General features: G+C 69.3%; 12 protein-coding genes and 1 pseudogene. 9 read left to right on the forward strand and 4 right to left on the reverse strand.

Going from position 1 to position 15,648, the window contains the following annotated elements; translation table 11 throughout:
• Nucleotides 1-176 precede the first annotated feature (176 nt).
• From AC6I0Y_RS01735 to cysK, 4 genes and pseudogenes are all read left to right on the forward strand, one after another.
• Nucleotides 177-392: pseudogene (locus AC6I0Y_RS01735) on the forward strand (GntR family transcriptional regulator); the annotation flags it as partial.
• 384 nt (nt 393-776) lie between these two features.
• Nucleotides 777-1,877 (forward strand): MocR-like pyridoxine biosynthesis transcription factor PdxR, encoded by a 1,101-nt coding sequence (gene pdxR / locus AC6I0Y_RS01740; protein WP_497733628.1) that lies wholly within the window; start codon nt 777-779, stop codon nt 1,875-1,877.
• Nucleotides 1,870-3,285 (forward strand): Mbeg1-like protein, encoded by a 1,416-nt coding sequence (locus AC6I0Y_RS01745; RefSeq protein WP_497732636.1) that lies wholly within the window; start codon nt 1,870-1,872, stop codon nt 3,283-3,285. The genes pdxR and AC6I0Y_RS01745 overlap by 8 nt, the downstream gene beginning before the upstream one ends.
• Before the next feature lie 108 nt (nt 3,286-3,393).
• Nucleotides 3,394-4,323, forward strand: a complete 930-nt coding sequence (cysK, locus tag AC6I0Y_RS01750; protein ID WP_160710021.1) for a cysteine synthase A — start codon at nt 3,394-3,396, stop codon at nt 4,321-4,323.
• A gap of 405 nt (nt 4,324-4,728) precedes the next feature.
• Here cysK and AC6I0Y_RS01755 read toward each other — a convergent pair whose 3' ends face one another.
• Both AC6I0Y_RS01755 and AC6I0Y_RS01760 read right to left on the reverse strand, forming a co-directional pair.
• Nucleotides 4,729-5,718: a gamma-glutamyl-gamma-aminobutyrate hydrolase family protein gene (locus AC6I0Y_RS01755; protein ID WP_497732638.1), complete on the reverse strand. Its 990-nt coding sequence runs from the start codon at nt 5,716-5,718 to the stop codon at nt 4,729-4,731.
• A 54-nt stretch (nt 5,719-5,772) separates the two neighbouring features.
• Complete coding sequence (locus AC6I0Y_RS01760; RefSeq protein WP_497732640.1) at nt 5,773-8,913, reverse strand: ABC transporter ATP-binding protein/permease; 3,141 nt, start codon at nt 8,911-8,913, stop codon at nt 5,773-5,775.
• Between the two features lie 408 nt (nt 8,914-9,321).
• On the opposite strand from AC6I0Y_RS01760, the gene AC6I0Y_RS01765 reads away from it, so the two are divergent.
• The 4 genes from AC6I0Y_RS01765 to AC6I0Y_RS01780 all read left to right on the forward strand — a co-directional run bounded on the left by AC6I0Y_RS01765 (nt 9,322) and on the right by AC6I0Y_RS01780 (nt 11,884).
• A complete protein-coding gene (locus tag AC6I0Y_RS01765) occupies nt 9,322-9,477 on the forward strand; it encodes a hypothetical protein (RefSeq protein WP_497732642.1) in 156 nt (51 codons plus the stop codon).
• Nucleotides 9,474-10,340, forward strand: a complete 867-nt coding sequence (locus AC6I0Y_RS01770) for a hypothetical protein (protein ID WP_497732644.1) — start codon at nt 9,474-9,476, stop codon at nt 10,338-10,340. The genes AC6I0Y_RS01765 and AC6I0Y_RS01770 overlap by 4 nt, the downstream gene beginning before the upstream one ends.
• A 93-nt stretch (nt 10,341-10,433) precedes the next feature.
• Nucleotides 10,434-10,949 (forward strand): ferritin, encoded by a 516-nt coding sequence (locus AC6I0Y_RS01775; RefSeq protein ID WP_160710561.1) that lies wholly within the window; start codon nt 10,434-10,436, stop codon nt 10,947-10,949.
• 140 nt (nt 10,950-11,089) lie between these two features.
• A complete protein-coding gene (locus AC6I0Y_RS01780; RefSeq protein ID WP_497732646.1) occupies nt 11,090-11,884 on the forward strand; it encodes a ZIP family metal transporter in 795 nt (264 codons plus the stop codon).
• 336 nt (nt 11,885-12,220) lie between these two features.
• Here the strand turns inward: AC6I0Y_RS01780 and AC6I0Y_RS01785 are convergent, their stop codons facing one another.
• A complete protein-coding gene (locus AC6I0Y_RS01785; RefSeq protein ID WP_497732648.1) occupies nt 12,221-13,210 on the reverse strand; it encodes a hypothetical protein in 990 nt (329 codons plus the stop codon).
• A 167-nt stretch (nt 13,211-13,377) separates the two neighbouring features.
• On the opposite strand from AC6I0Y_RS01785, the gene AC6I0Y_RS01790 reads away from it, so the two are divergent.
• Nucleotides 13,378-14,550, forward strand: a complete 1,173-nt coding sequence (locus AC6I0Y_RS01790; RefSeq protein WP_497732650.1) for an iron-containing alcohol dehydrogenase — start codon at nt 13,378-13,380, stop codon at nt 14,548-14,550.
• A 380-nt stretch (nt 14,551-14,930) separates the two neighbouring features.
• Here AC6I0Y_RS01790 and AC6I0Y_RS01795 read toward each other — a convergent pair whose 3' ends face one another.
• Nucleotides 14,931-15,299, reverse strand: coding sequence for a phage holin family protein (locus AC6I0Y_RS01795; protein WP_160710537.1), 369 nt, complete (start codon nt 15,297-15,299; stop codon nt 14,931-14,933).
• Between the last annotated feature and the right edge of the window lie 349 nt (nt 15,300-15,648).

Here is a 15,648-nt window from a genome sequence, read left to right on the forward strand (position 1 = left end):
CACGTGAAACATTTGTTTGCAGAGCGCGGAGGTGCAACGTTGCGAAGGATGGGTTTGAAGACAGGGCGATAGCGATTGTGGCCGTCGGAAAGGACTTTCGAGGTGGCAGGTTCTGGCAGGCTGCGCGTGGGGAGTGTTTCACGTGAAACATTCGTTTGCGACGAGAGGGGGCTGCGATGCTGACCTACGAGTTGCGGCGTGAGGGCGCGGGCACGCTGCAGGGGCAGCTCTATGCATTCATCCGCGCGGACGTGGAATCGGGCGTCATCGCGGCGGGGGAGCGCCTGCCCTCCAGACGGGCGCTCGCGCGACACCTGGGCGTGAGTGTCATCACCGTGGAGGGCGCCTATGGGCAGCTCGTCGCCGAGGGTTACCTGGAGTCCCGCGAGCGTCGAGGCTTCTTCGCCGCCGACATTCCCCGCGCGCCCGCTTGCGGGGTCGTCGGCGGTGCCCAATGCTCAAGCGGAGTGTCTGTGGAGCCGCTGTCAGACGCGGTCCCGGCTGCGGGATCGACTGCGGGTGGAGGCGCAAACGCGAGCGCCGCGCGCTCGGCTTCGCTTGAGGTGCACGGCGGAAGTGGGTCAGGCGACGCCAAAAAGGGCAAAAACACCCTGTTGACCTGCAACTATGGCGCTTCTCGCGCAATATCCTCAATCGAGAATATCACCTTCTCAAGCCCCGCCCCGTCGCGGGCGTTTGCAGCAGGCTTCTCGGGCCCCGCCCCGTCACGAGGGCCTGAGGCGGGCTTCTCAAGCCCCGCCCCGTCGCGGGAGCTTGTGGCGGACTTCTCGGGTGCGACAGCGGGGGAGGGGCTGTTTCCCTACGCGGCTTGGGCGCGTACCATCAGGCGCGTGCTGGCGGATGAGTCGGAGCGCACGCTGCTGGCGGCGTCGGGGCCCCGGGGATCCCTCGCGCTGCGGAGGGCCATCGCCGATCATCTGCGCGGATTTCGCGGCATGGTGGTCGACCCCGCGCAGATCGTCGTGGGCGCGGGCGCCCAGGCGCTCTATCACCTGCTGGTGCTGCTGCTCGGGCGGAGCCGTCGATTCGCCGTGGAGGATCCGGGCTATCCGCGGCTGGCGGCTACCTATCGGGCCGAGGGGGTGACGGTGGCTCCCGTGGCCCTGGACGCCGAGGGCCCCTCGCTTTCTGCGCTGCGCGCATCGGGGGCCTCGGTGCTGCACTGCATGCCGTCGCATCAGTTCCCCACGGGGCTGGTCACGCCGGCGCCCCGCCGCTATGAGCTTCTGGCCTGGGCCGCGGAGGAGCCGGGGCGCTATCTCGTCGAGGACGACTACGACTGCGAGTTTCGCATGGCGGGCCGTCCGCTGCCCTCGCTCCAGAGCATCGACGGTGCCGAGCGGGTCATCTACCTCAACACGTTCACCAAGAGCCTGGGCGCCGCCTTCCGCATCGGCTACATGGTGCTGCCGCCGCATCTGGCGCGCGCGTTCGCGCGTGACCTGGGATTCCACGCGTGCACGGTGGGCGCTCTCGAGCAGGCGGCGCTCGCGCGGTTCATCGAGTCGGGTGACTACGAGCGCCACGTCAATCGCACGCGCGCTCGCAGCCGGCGGGTGCGCGACGCCCTCCTGGACGCGCTGCGGGCCACGCCGGCCGCCGACCGCCTGGCCTTCGAGCACGTCGACGCCGGGCTCCACTTCGTGCTACACGTGCGGGGAATGGACGCTCGCGGTCAGGAGGATCTGGTGGCTCGCGCCCTGTCCCGCAGCGTGCGGATGGCGCCGCTGGCGTCCTACGCTTTGGGATCAGCGGCCGATCCGTCGTTGACCGGCCGCTTTCTCATGGCCTATGGTTCGGTTCAGGAGCAGAACGTGGCTGCCGCCGCCCGGGTGATAGGAGATGAGTGTGGCTAACATCGTGTCCTATCTCGCGCGCGAGCAGCGCACGTTCGAGGAGGAGCCGTTCAACGTGGTGGATGGCCTGGTCATGGCTACGCTGGCCTACCTGCGCTATGAGCGCTACGATCGGCTGCCTGCCCGCCCCTCCGAGCCCTTCCGGCTCCACGACGTGCTGGCCCTCGCCTCGTGGCGCGACCTCCTCGCCGGCAGCTGGATGCGCGACGCCGCCGACAGCCGTTCCTTCCTGCGTGCCCTCATGGCCAGCCGCCGCTATCGCGACGCCTTCGTGTCCTTCTACGTCAGCGAGTCCTCCGATGCGGTGGAGAAGCAGTTCTCGGCCATCACCCTCACCGTGGGCGACGGCTGCGTCTACCTGGCGTTTCGCGGCACCGACGGCAGCCTGGCCGGCTGGAAGGAGGACTTCAACCTCTGCTTCATGGACGTCACGCCCTCGCAGCAGGCGGCCGTGGCCTACGTGTCGGGCGTGGCGTCGGCCCTGCCTGGGCGAATCGTGCTGACGGGCCACTCGAAGGGCGGCAACCTCGCCCAGTACGCGGCGCTCTGCGTGGCGTCGGACGTGTACGGCCGCATCACGCGGGTATGCAACTACGACGGGCCCTCGTTCCTTGGCGACCCGTCTCCGCGCGTCGGCGACCCGACGTATCGCGCGATGCTGTTCAAGGCCGTCCCCGAGTCGTCGCTGTTCGGCATGATCCTCGAGGACGGCAGCGACTATCACGTGGTGCAGTCGAGCGCCATGCTCATCTTCCAGCACGAGCCGTTCTCGTGGCTGGTGAGCGATGGCGACTTCCTCTACCGCGACGGGCTCACCCGCACGGCGCTGTGGGCCGATGGCACCCTCGACGGCTGGCTGAAGACGCGCACGCCTGAGCAGCGCGCCCAGTTCATTGACACCATCTACGACTTCGTTGCCGCCTCAGGCGTGAAGACCGCCGCCGATCTGCACCGTAACTTCGGGTCCATCGTGATGAGCGTGGCCTCGTCCACCGCCAAGCTCGATCCTGAGACGCGCGCGTTCATCCTGGACACCTTCAAGGCGCTCGTCGGCGTCGTAGGGCGCGAGACAGCGAAGAGTATCGATCCGCGCACCCGCATTCGCCTGCCCCGTCGCCGCGAGAGCTACGACGGCTCCCGTCCGGCGGATTTCGCTCGGTCGCTGCGTCCTGCGGCCGACGGGTCGCAGCTCGCAGAGGCCGGCAAGCCGTCGCATGCGGAGCCCGACGGGCTGCAGCTCGCAGGGGCCGGTGGCCCGTGCCCTGCGAAGGCCGATGGCGTGCAGCCTGCGAAAGCCGACGATCTCCGACCGGGGGAATGCGGGGCGTCCTTGCCGGCACCCTGCCCCTCCGCCCCGTCTCCGGAGGCTTCCCCCGCAGTGGGCGGCGGCGTGCTTGACAAAGACTAGTTAAAAGGTAGACTTTATCGCTGTAACGTGGGCGGGGCATCGCGTCCCCGGCAAGCGCGTCCGCGAGCGCGTGAGCGTCCGAGAACGCACGAGAGAAAGAGGAACCTCATGAACGTGCATCGCAGCGTATCCGAGCTCATCGGCGACACCCCGCTGGTGGAGCTTGTCAACTTCGAGCGCGACCGCGGCCTGGGCGCCACGGTGCTGGGCAAGGTGGAGTCGTTCAACCCCGCCGGCTCGGTGAAGGATCGCATTGCCCGTGCCATGCTGGAGGCCGCCGAGGCCGCCGGCCGGCTCGACGCCGACACGGTCATCATCGAGCCCACCTCGGGAAACACCGGCATCGGCCTGGCGGCGCTGGCGGCGGCGCGCGGCAACCGCGTGATCATCGTCATGCCCGACACCATGTCCGTCGAGCGGCGCAACCTCATGCGCGCCTACGGGGCCGAGCTCGTGCTGACGCCGGGCGCCGAGGGCATGGCCGGCGCCATCGCGCGGGCTGACGAACTTGCGGCCGCTACGCCGAACTCGTTTATCCCCTCGCAGTTCACCAACCCGGCCAACCCGGCCGTCCATCGCGCCACCACCGGCCCGGAGATCTGGCGCGATACCGAGGGCGCCGTGGACATTCTCGTGGCGGGCGTGGGCACGGGCGGCACGCTTTCGGGCGCGGGCGCCTACCTCAAGGAGCAGAACCCGGCGATCCAGGTGGTGGCCGTGGAGCCGGCTGCCTCGCCGGTGCTCTCCGAGGGACGCGCGGGCGCCCACAAGATCCAGGGCATCGGCGCCGGCTTCGTGCCGGATACGCTGGACACGGCCATCTACGACGAGGTGCTGCCCATCACCGACGAGGAGGCCTTCCAGGCCGGGCGTGACCTGGCTGCCCATGATGGGCTGCTGGTGGGCATCTCGTCTGGCGCGGCGGCCGCGGCCGCGGCCAAGCTGGCCCAGCGGCCGGAGAACGCGGGCAAGACCATCGTGGTGATCCTGCCGGACACGGGCGAGCGCTACCTCACCACCGCGATGTTCGACTTCTAAAGCCCGCCGCCGGGCGGAGGGGCTTGCCCCGAAAGCGACGCCGGGGAGGGGCTCGGCGTCGCTTTCGGGGCCTGCTGCCACGTTTTCGCCGCTTTGTGGCACAGATCGCCAGTTTGGTACGGTGGGACGCCCTAAGTGCGAGCAAAAAGTCATACTGGGTAAACCGCGACCTGGGAAAACGCCGATGCGTTCCCAGGTCGCTTTGCGTGATGCGGCAATCCGGAGGCGCGCGACCGTACCAAACTGGCGATCTGTGCCACTGAGAGCGGAATTCGTGGCAACGGAGGCGCGCCTGCCGGCGGAGGCGTCCGCCGCCCGCCACGAAGAGGGGCCCGCGCCCGCCGACGGGCCGACCTTCGCGGCGTGTCCGCCGGCCCGATGCGCCGCTTCCGGCCTGCGCCGCGCCTACCGCGCCTCGCGCCGGGGGCGCGCTGCGTCCACGAGCGCGTCGAACAGCGGGCCCATGGGGCCGTCGCCGGCGAAGAACTCGGGATGCCACTGCACGCCCACCATGAAGGCGCGCCCCGGGTGCTCAACGCCCTCCACCAGGCCGTCGGCCCAGGCGCAGGCGCGCAGGGCGGGCGCCACGTCGCGCACGGCCTGATGATGCAGGGAGTTCACCGAGAACGGCCCCGGGCCCATCACGGCGCCCAGGCGCGTGCCCCCATCGATGGTCACCTCGTGCACGGGGCAGGACGGCGCGGCGGTCTGCCAGTGGCGGTGGCGGTCGAGCCCCAGGTCGGTGGGCAGGTCGACGTGCAGGGTGCCCCCGTAGTATACGTTCATCAGCTGCATGCCGCGGCAGATGCCCAGCACCGGCACGTCGTGTTCGTCGGCGAAGTTGAGGATCTCGTACTCCAGCGCGTCACGTTCGGGTGTGAGCTGGCTCACGGCGGCGAAGGCCGGGTCGGTGGGGGAGGGCCCGTCGTAGAGCGCGGGATCCACGTCGTGGCCGCCGGTCAGCACGAAGCCGTCCAGGTGTTCGAAGAGGCTCGCGTAGGCGTCGACGTCCTCCATGAACGGCAGGATGACGGGGATGCCGCCGGCCGCTGCCACCGCCGGCGCGTAGTCGGCCGGAAGGCTGAGGAAGCGCTCCTCGGGGAACTGCTTGGCCACCAGCCCGATGAACGGGCGACGCGCGCCCGACGAGGCCCAGGCCCGTCCGCGGCGCGCCGGACGGGCCTGGGCCTCGTCGTCCTCCAACGTCTCGGGCGCAACCGCGCGCACGGCCTTGGTGCACGGCATGCCGGTCGAGGCCGTGCAGAGCGGCACGGTCACGCCAGCCACCACCGTCTCGCCGTAGGCACGCAGGCACGTCTCAGGTGTCGCGTCCCCGCACATCCCCATGTCGGGCGAGGGCTTGATATCGTAGAGGGGCTCTTCCTTATGGCTCACGCTCAATCACCTTCCCACCGGGCGGGGCGTCGCGCGCGAGCCTCCCCTGCGGGGCTACTCGCTGCGCAGCGCCTCCACGGGGTCTTTCCGGCTGGCGCTCGACGCGGGGATGAGCCCCGCGATGAACGACAGGAACACGCTGATCCCCACCAGTATAGCGGCAGCCTGCCACGGCAGCTGCGCGACGTTGGGCACGTCGAAGAGCGAGTACACCACGGCGTTGACCGGAATGCAGACCAGCGCGGTGATCCCCACGCCCAGCAAGCCCGCCACCAGGCCCTCGATGATGGTCTCGGCGTTGAAGATGCGGCTGATGTCGCCCTTCGAGGCGCCGATGGCGCGCAGGATGCCGATCTCCTTGCGGCGCTCGAGCACCGAGATGTAGGTGATGACGCCGATCATGATGGAGCTCACCACCAGCGAGATGGCCACGAACGCCACCAGCACGTAGCTGATCATGTTCACGATGTCGGTCACCGACGCCATGAGCGTGCCCACGAAGTCGGTGTAGGTGATCACCTTGTCGTCGGCGTCCTCGGCCTCCATCCGCGCGTTGTAGTCGTCGAGAATCGCGATGACGTGGGCCTTCGCGTCGAAGTCGACGGGGTAGATGTCAATGCCCGCGGGCTTGGCCGGGTCAGCGTAGCCGAGCGCGCGCAAGTTGCCGTCGTAGGTGGCGTCCTCCGAGGTCATGAGTGACATCATCAGGTCGCGCAGCTCGTCTTCGGTCATGTTCATCTCGAAGGCGTCGGCGAACGCGTCCGCGTCGATGGAGATGGCCGAGGCCATGTTGGCGCCCATCTGGGCCATGCCCTTCTGCATGGCGGCGGTGACCTGCGTCTCCATCGCCTTGGCCATGGTGGACATGTACGAGGTCATGGTGGAGGTCACATACTCCTGGAGCGCGCGTGCCACCTGGTTCTCCAGGTCCTTCTCCTGGGCGATCTTCATGGTTTGGGCTGCCACGGCTGCCTGGCCGGCGGGGGACTTGAGGAACTTCGCGAACGCACCGCCGAAGTCGGTCATGGCGGCGGCCTGCTCCTCGGGCGGCAGCGTCTTCAGGTAGGCTTGGAAGGCTCCCATGACGTTGGTGACCAGGCCGGACACCTGCTCATCGGACAGCTCCAGATCGAGCGAGCCGGTGAGCGCGGCCATGTCGGGCTCGGGGGCTGGCGGCAGGTTGGCCGCCACGCCCTGGAGGTTGAGCGTGTTCGACATGTCCACGGAGAGCTTGCGCTGGTCTATCTTGAAGGCCGCCTGGAGCGCCTCGGAGTTGATGGTGAACAGCGAGTCCATGTTGAATGCGCTCTCCTCGTCGTCCTCCTCGCCGAAGGGCTTGCCGGTGAGCACGTTGACCGACGGGTCGGCCAGCTGGTCTTGGACGATCTGGGTGGCCGCGGCTTGATCGATCACGTGGGTCACGAGCGACGCGGGGTAGTTGAGGCCCGGCTGGAGCATGGTGGCCTTGGCGTCGGGCGACGGCGTGACGATGCCCACCACGGCGATGTCCTCGCCTGCGGTCACGAGCTCGCGCATGAAGGCGTTGTCGTCGGACTTGTCCACCCACACGCCGTAATCGGCGTCGTAGGTGTACCAGTCAGCGGCGTTGACCAGCTTGAACCGCACGTTCAGCACGTCCTCGTAGGACACCGGCTCGATGTCGTCGGGCACGATGACGTCCTCCTCGGCGGCGAACTGGCGCACCATTTCGTCGAGCTCGGCGGCGTCGCGCAGGCCCAGGGTGTAGAGCATGAAGTCGCTGATGCGCCCGCTCGGCGTGGTGACGAGCACCACCTCGTTGGACGCCTCGGGCCAGCGCCCAGCCTTCACGTCGTACTGCGACTCGTAGAGGCCCGGGTCGTCGGGCATCTCGTAGAACACGTCGGTGCTCATGGCCATCGACATGAGCGAGTTGCTCGAGGTGCCCGAGCCGATGCCGAGCGACGCCATCGACCGGTCGGGGTTCACCTGGCGCAAGTTGTCCACATTGGAGCTGAAGATCTGGGGCGCCACGTCGTAGGTGTAGTCGATGGCGTTGACATAGGGCTCGATGCCGCTCTCGCCGCTGTCGAGGTAGGCCTTGAGGGAGGCCAGGTCGTTGGAGCCCACCGAGCCGAACATGGTGGTGATCATCTCGACGACGCCCACCTCGTCTGCGGGGGCGTCGTCGCCGGTGCCAGCGTCGCCGTCGGTCGTCGCGTCCTCGCCGGCGTCAGGAGCGCTGTCCGGCACGCTTCCCAGCAGCATCGAGGTCATGTCGAGGCCGGTGGACATGATCTGGAGCGGGTACTCTGAGAGCGTCTCCTCCTCCACCGTCTTGATGTAGGCGTTCACGCCGTTGGCGAGCGAGAGGATGGCCGCGATGCCGATGATGCCGATGGACCCGGCAAAGGCCGTCATGAGCGTGCGGCCCTTCTTCGTCATGAGGTTGTTGAACGACAGCGCGAGCGCCGTGAGCGGGCCCATCGAGGTGCGACGCACCTTTTTGGTGGACTCGCGCATCTCATCGGCCGTGGGCTCGAAGGGGTCGGTGTCGGACCGGATGACGCCGTCGGCCAGGTTGACGATGCGTGTGGCGTACTGCTCGGCCAGCTCGGGGTTGTGGGTGACCATGACCACCAGGCGGTCCTTGGCGATTTCGGTGAGCAGATCCATGATCTGGACGGAGGTCTTGGAGTCGAGGGCGCCGGTAGGCTCGTCGGCCAGCAGGATCTCCGGGTCGTTGATGAGCGCGCGGGCGATGGCCACGCGCTGCATCTGCCCGCCGGAGAGCTGGTTGGGCCGCTTGTTCACGTGGTCGCCCAGGCCGACGCGCTCGAGCTCGGCGATGGCGCGCGTGCGGCGCTCCTCGCGGCTCACGCCCGACAGCGTGAGCGCCAGCTCGACGTTGGCGAGCACCGTCTGGTGGGGGATGAGGTTGTAGCTCTGGAAGACGAAGCCGATGCGGTTGTTGCGGTAAGTGTCCCAGTCGCGGTCCTTGTACTTCTTGGTGGAGATGCCGTCGATGATGAGGTCGCCGGTGTCGTAGTGGTCGAGCCCGCCGATGATGTTGAGCATGGTGGTCTTGCCCGAGCCCGACGGGCCGAGGATGGCGACGAACTCGTTATCGCGGAAGGCCACCGACACGTCGTCGAGGGCCGTCTGCGTGAAGCTGCCCGTGGTGTAGGACTTGCGAATGTGCTGGAGCTGAAGCATGGGGGAGCTGCCTTTCCGGTGGCTCGCGTCTCTGCGCGCAACCCCCGCGGGCGCACGCCCTCTTTTCTCGCCAGATAGTTTAGCTTCTAAACTATCTGCGCCGTCCAGAGACGGGCCAATCAACACATACCGGGCACATGGGGCGGCGTCATGCGCGGATTCGCGCGAAAAGTGGTCATTTGCTTCGAAATTCCGAGGCGTTTCGGTGCCGCGCGCCTCCTGTAGGCGGATGTGGAAAACCCCGACCTGGGGAAACGCTCTTAACGCCGCCCGGCGGGGCCGCTTTTCGAGGCGAACCCCTCGGAATTTCGAAGCAAATGACCAGAATGGGAACATTTTCGCGCAAGCCGGTGTAATAAGGAGACGAGGGGCCGTCGCCTGGGCGGCCGCAGGCGGGAGGAGGCGACCATGGGGAACGGAAGGCGCGACGCCGGCGTGCACGGAGGCGCGCTGCGCAGCGGCATGGTGGCGACGTGCGTGGCGATGGCGATGGTCGCGGTGCGCACGCGGCTGCATCGCGCGCGGGCGCGGCTGCGGAGGATGCTGCGGGAGGAGGAGCGATGAGGTTCGACGACTACCGGCGCCAGCTGCGCGCCGTCCAGGCGCCTGCCGGCTGGGAGGAGGCCGTCCGGGCGCGCATCGCCGCCGCCCCCGCGCCGCCCGTCGCCTCCGCCGCCCCCGCGTCCGCGCCCGCCCCCGCGCCGCCCGCGGCCTCCGCCGCCCCCCGCGTCCGCGGCGCTCCTCGAGTCTTCCGCCCTACCCGTCTCTGCACCCCCGCCGTCCCTTCCGCCTGCGCCTCGCCGCGGCGGCGCTGGCGGCCGCGGTTGCGCTTGCCCTCGGCGGGGCGGGCGCCCTCGCGGGATTGGCGGGCCCGGATCCCGCCGCCTCGCTGGTGGCGCCGCCGCGGCGAGGCGCTCGACCTGGCGACGCCCGCGCTGCGGCTCGACCCCGACGCGGGTCTCTCGTTCCAGCTGGCCGACGGCTGCGCCCGGGTGCGGCTGCGCGCCGAGTTCCGCTGCCGCAACGCCGGCGAGGGGGCCTACGAGGTGGCGGTGCACGGCGACGGCCTGGCCCTCCAATCGCGGGGCGCGGCGTTCGACGACTCGACGTCTTCGACGCTCGTCTTCGAGCCGGGGCGCCCGGCTGGGGGCTACGTGGTGGTGGAGGTGCCGCTCAACCGGGATGCCTGGCGGCAGCGTCTCATCGGCCGCGGCTTCGACGACGAGGCTGCGCTCGAGGTGCTGCGCGAGGCCCTGCGTCTGCTGGGGGAGGGGCGCGTCGTGCCCAGCCGCCCGGGCGCGCCCGACGCCGTCTACGCCCCTGACCTCCCCGCAGCGCTGCGCGGCAGCGCGGACGAGCCGCCCCTCTCCGACGCCTTGGACGCCGGCTCCCGGCGGCTCGTCGTCTCGCTGCGTCGCCTTTCCTGATTTCACGTGCGTGAAAAGTGGGGAGCGGGGTCAACTTCCCCGGGCGGCTGCGGTATCATGGCGGCAGGCTTCATCCCAGAGAAAGGACGTCCCATGGACCAGAAGGTCTACGACCTCATCAACGACCAGATCAACAAGGAGCTGTACTCGGCCTACCTGTACCTCTCCTTCGCCGACTACTACGCCGAGGAGGGCCTGGACGGCTACGCCAACTATTACGAGATCCAGGCGCAGGAGGAGCGCGACCACGCCCTCATCTTCCGCAACTACCTGCACGAGAACGGCGAGCGCGTCAAGCTGCTGGCCATCGATCAGCCCGACAAGGTGTTCTCCAACTTCATGGAGCCGCTGGAGGCCGCGCTTGAGCACGAGAAGTACGTGACCGCGCTCATCCACGCCATCTACGCGGCGGCCGAGGAGGCCAACGACTACCGCACCAAGAAGTTCCTCGGCTGGTTCATCGACGAGCAGCTGGAGGAAGAGGACAACGCTGACAGCATGATCACTCAGATGAAGCTGTTCGGCGGCGACGCGCGCAGCCTCTACGAGCTCGACCGCGAGTACGCGGCGCGCGCCTACACGGTGCCTTCCCCGCTGGCCACGGCCTAGCGGCGAGGCCCCTGCGCGGGGCGTGGCGGGCGCCAGGCGCGCTTACAGCCCCATGACGATTGTCTCGGAAGGCCGGCGATGAGCCGGCCTTCTCGTATGATGGGACGCATATCACCTGATGAGCGCTAAGGAGGCACCCCATGGAGCAGGCGCTGCTGTGGGCCGCGGCCGGCACGGGCTTCACGTTTCTCATGACCACCCTGGGATCGGCGGCGGTCTTCCTCTTCCGCGGGCGGTCGAGCGCGTTCGCCCAGCGAGTGTTTCTGGGGTTCGCGGCCGGCGTGATGATCGCGGCGTCGGTGTGGTCGCTGCTCATTCCGGCCATCGAGCGCGCGGAGGAGGCCGGCCAGCTCGGCTGGATTCCCGCCGCGGGCGGCTTTGCGCTCGGCGTGGCGTTCCTGCTCGTGCTGCACAACGTCATCCCTCATCTGCATCCCGGCGAGCGCGACCCCGAGGGGCTGCCGAGCCGCTGGGAGCGCCCGACGCTGCTGTTCACGGCCGTCACGCTGCACAACATCCCCGAGGGCATGTCGGTGGGCCTGCTCTTCGCCATGGCGGGGCTCAACGGCGGCGATCCGGCAACGTTCGGCATGGCCGTGGCCCTAGCCGTGGGCATCGGCATCCAGAACGTGCCCGAGGGCGCGGCTGTCTCGCTGCCGATGCTCCAGGAGGGAATGAGCGCGCCTAAGGCGTTCGCGATGGGGTCGCTCTCGGGTTTGGCCGAGCCGGCGTTCGGCGTCCTCGTGGTGCTGTTCGCGGGGGCCATCACGCCGCTCATGCCGTGGCTGCTGGCGTTCTCGGCTGGCGCCATGATGTTCGTGGTGGTGGAGGAGCTCATCCCCGAGGCGCACCTGGGCGAGCACAGCAACGCCGGCACGCTGGCCGTGATGGTCGGCTTCCTGCTGATGATGATCCTCGACGTGGCGCTGGGCTAGCGAGCGCGGAAGACACGAGCGCGGCGCGATCGAGCGCGGGAGGCTGCGCTGCGTCGGCGCGCCCCCGCCGCGCGAGGCGGGCGAAAACGGCGCTCTCGCAGGCACCCGCGCCCGCCCTCTCGCCAGGCGCGGGCGCGCAGGCGGGCTCTCGCCTGGCGAGAGGGCATTCTGCGAAACGGCAGGGAACGAAGAGGCGGGGGTCGCTTTTGCGGCGTGCCACCGCCTTTGTCCACCGGGAAACGACGGCGGCGCTTTTGCCCACGGGACGGGGCAAAAACGGGGGGGCGCCCGATGGACGGACGCCCCCCCCGTGAAACCTTGTCGTACGTGTGCGGTCTACGCCTTGGGCTGGCCCTCATCGTCCGGGGCGCCCTCGACGACGATCGTCACCGCCTCATCGGCGGGAGCCTCCGTCACCACGACCTCCGCCGCGGCCTCGGCCTGGGCGGCGTCGGCCGCCAGGGCAGCCACGTCGGCGGCCTCGACGGACGCCACGCCGGCAGCGTACTCTTGCGCGGCACGCGCGGCCTCGCCGGACTCGGCCACGTTCACGGCTGCGGCGGCCTGGGCGGCCGTGGGGGCGACGGCCTGGCTGGCAGCCGCAGCAGCGGGGGCCTGGGCGGCAGCGACAGTCGCGGCAGGGGCCGGGGCGGCCCAGTCGGTGGCGGGCTGCGTCGCCACGGGCGCGCCGTAGCTCTGCTGGTAGGCGGCCTGGTAGGCCTGGGCCTGCGGGTCAACGGGGCTCGTCGGAGCTTGGGCCGGGGCCGCGGCAGGCGCCGCGTACCCGCCCGCTGCGGGCGCCGTGGGCTGGCTCCAGCCGGCCGCTGGCGCGCCGTAGGCGGCCTGCGGGTAGGCCGGGGCGTTCTTGTCCTTGTGGGCGAGCACGGCCACGATGATCATCAGCACGCAGGTGATGAGGCGTCCGCCCAGGAAGGCGGCGATGGCGCCGGCGATGCCCCAGCCGAAGACGCCGCCCAGCTTGGTGCGGTCGGCCGCGCCGCGGATGGCCAGGATACCGGCGACGAGCGACACGGCGGCGGTGATGAGCTCCCAGCCCAAGGCGACGTAGCCCAGGCCGATGCCGAGGCCGGCCAGCCCCATCGCCTCGTTCACGCTCAGGTCGCCATAGTAGCCGGAGCCGTGGTGCCCGCGGCCGTACTCATAGCCCTGCTGGATGATGTCGGGCCCATAGGCGTTCCAGGCGGCATGCCCCACGCCTATGAAGATGAATCCGATGATGATGCCCAGAAGGGCGAGGGCCGAGGTCGCCACCACGGCGATGCCGAGGTAGCGAATGGCCTTCTCGTGTTGGTTGAGGGTCTGCATAGCGTTCCTTTCGCTAGGTGCCACGGGGCGTCCAGTATACTGAACGCTGCGGGGCCCCTCCTCTTCCGGAGGGTGGTTGTAAGCGCAAGTTTACCTAAGGTGCCGCCTGCCCCCGCAGGTCTTCACGCTTTCTTAAACCCCGTCGTCATTTTGAGGAGGAGCCTTCCATGGAGAACTTCGACTTCGTCTCGCCCACCGAGTTCGTGTTCGGACGCGGCGCCGAGGAGCAGGTGGGCCGGAAGCTGGCCGAGCACGGCGCGCGGCGCGTGCTCGTGCACTTCGGCGGTGGAAGCGCACGCGAGAGCGGGCTCATCGACCGCGTGTGCGCGAGCCTTGACGCGGCAGGCGTCGAGCACCTGGAGCTGGGCGGCGTGCGCCCTAACCCGGAGATCGGGCTCATCCGCCAGGCCGTGGCGCTGTGCAAGGAGGCTGGCGTCGACTGGGTGCTGGCCGTCGGCGGCGGGTCGGTGATCGACTCGGCGAAGGCGGTCGCCAACGGCGCTTGCATCGAGGGCGACGTGTGGGAGCTCTTCGAGACGAAGCGCCCCAACCCCGACGTGCTGCCCATCGTCGTGGTGCTCACCATCCCCGCCGCGGGCAGCGAGGCCTCGCGCAACGCCGTCGTCTCCAACGACGAGCTGGGCCGCAAGACCGGCTACGCGAGCGACGCGCAGCGCCCGCGCCTGGCCTTCATGAACCCGGAGCTCACCTTCACCCTGCCGCCCTTCCAGACCGCAGCCGGGCTCACCGACATGTTCGCCCACCTGCTCGAGCGCTTCTTCGACGACTACGGCGCCGTGCCCGTGACCGACAACCTCAACCTGTCGCTCATGCGCACCATCCGCGCCGAGGCGCCGCGCGTGCTCGTCGAGCCGGACAACTACGACGCCCGTGCCAACGTCATGTGGGCCGGCATGCTCTGCCACCAGGGACTCGCCGGCCTCGGCCGCCACGAGGACTGGGCCACCCACGCGCTCGAGCACGAGCTGTCGGCCCTCGACCCGTCCATCACCCACGGAGCCGGCTTGGCCGTGATGTTCCCCGCATGGATGGAGTACGTCTGCGAGCAGAACCCGGCGCGCTTCGCCCACTACGGCCGCGAGGTGTTCGGCCTGGCGCCTACCGGCGACGCGCAGGCCGACGCGCTCTCGGCCATCGACGAGACGCGCGCGTTCTTCGCCTCGCTGGGGATGCCCACGACGCTCGCCGAGCTGGGCGTGGGGGAGGACGACATTCCGCGGATGCTGCCGACGCTGCGCGCCAACAAGGGCGAGGTCTTCGGCAGCATGCGCCGGCTCACCTTGGAGGATGCCGCGGCCATCTACCGCCTGGCGCTCTAGGCGCGTCGCTGGGGGTTGGCGCGCAGGCGAGGCGCATGACCGCGGCTGCGCGCCTGGGATCCCTGGTTTCGGGGCCGGCGCGTGCGAATTCGCGCGGTTTTGCACTCTGGTTCTGCGCTGAGGCGAGGGCGGCGGGGCTAAGCGTTGTCGTTTGCCCAGGTCGGCGCTGGTCGCTGCTTGCAGCGTGGTGCCGAATCGTCCGGGCTCGAGTGCAAAACCGCGCGAACTTGCACGCGCCGGCCCCGAAAACGATGACTCCGCCCATGCGGAACGCTCACAGGCCCCGCACGTGGGCGGGGCGCCCCGCAGGTCCCGCACGCACGAGGGCCGCGCGCTGGGGAGTTCCGGCGGGCGCGGCCCTCGCGTCTGCGGTCGGTGGGCTACTTGTCGCCGACGATGGAGTTGACGATGGCGCTCACGATGGAGATGACGATGGAGGCCACGAAGGCGCTGCCGAAGCCGGCGATCCAGAAGCCCACGCCGAACAGCCCGTTGGCCAGCCATGCGGCCAGGTACAGCAGCAACGTGTTCACCACCAGGTAGAAGATGCCCAGCGTGAGCACCGAGATGGGCAGCGAGAGCAGCTGCAGGATGGGCTTGATCGACATGTTGACGAGCGACAGGATGAGCGCGAACAGCGCGATGCCCACCCAAGCGGAGTCGCCTCCGAAGATCTGGATGCCGGGCACCAGCCACACGGCGGCGGCCACGGCGATGGCGGTTACGAGCCAGCGGACGAAGAAGCTCATGGCGGTTCCTTTCAGCGTGTCAGGGGGATGCGCACCCCTTCCCTATGAGACTACCTTAGCAAAGGCAAAGTAGAGCAAAAAGCTGGACTTTCATCGGTCAGCGAGCCGTTACGCGCTCCGTGGGCCGTGGGAAACCGATGGACGGCGGCAACGTCATTCGCGTGTGCGGGCGGTTGTGACAGAATAGGCGCCATGAGAAAACGACCAGGCGCCGAGGGCGCGAATCACCAGAGCAAGGCGAAGAAGGGCCCCGCGAAGAAGGGCTCCCGCAGCGGTGCGCCTCGGCGGGGGAGGGCTCCCCGCGCCGTGGGGGACGCGCCTGCGAAGCCGAGGCGGGACGCGCCGGCCC

The organism is Adlercreutzia sp. St.1H8, from assembly GCF_059728655.1.

Bases quoted from the DNA above. Each gene is read 5' to 3' on its own strand.
- cysK (WP_160710021.1), top strand. From the start codon at position 3,394: ATGAACGTGCATCGCAGCGTATCCGAGCTCATCGGCGACACCCCGCTG.
- AC6I0Y_RS01760 (WP_497732640.1), bottom strand. From the start codon at position 8,913: ATGCTTCAGCTCCAGCACATTCGCAAGTCCTACACCACGGGCAGCTTC.
- AC6I0Y_RS01765 (WP_497732642.1), top strand. From the start codon at position 9,322: ATGGGGAACGGAAGGCGCGACGCCGGCGTGCACGGAGGCGCGCTGCGC.
- AC6I0Y_RS01770 (WP_497732644.1), top strand. From the start codon at position 9,474: ATGAGGTTCGACGACTACCGGCGCCAGCTGCGCGCCGTCCAGGCGCCT.
- AC6I0Y_RS01775 (WP_160710561.1), top strand. From the start codon at position 10,434: ATGGACCAGAAGGTCTACGACCTCATCAACGACCAGATCAACAAGGAG.
- AC6I0Y_RS01780 (WP_497732646.1), top strand. From the start codon at position 11,090: ATGGAGCAGGCGCTGCTGTGGGCCGCGGCCGGCACGGGCTTCACGTTT.
- AC6I0Y_RS01785 (WP_497732648.1), bottom strand. From the start codon at position 13,210: ATGCAGACCCTCAACCAACACGAGAAGGCCATTCGCTACCTCGGCATC.
- AC6I0Y_RS01790 (WP_497732650.1), top strand. From the start codon at position 13,378: ATGGAGAACTTCGACTTCGTCTCGCCCACCGAGTTCGTGTTCGGACGC.
- AC6I0Y_RS01795 (WP_160710537.1), bottom strand. From the start codon at position 15,299: ATGAGCTTCTTCGTCCGCTGGCTCGTAACCGCCATCGCCGTGGCCGCC.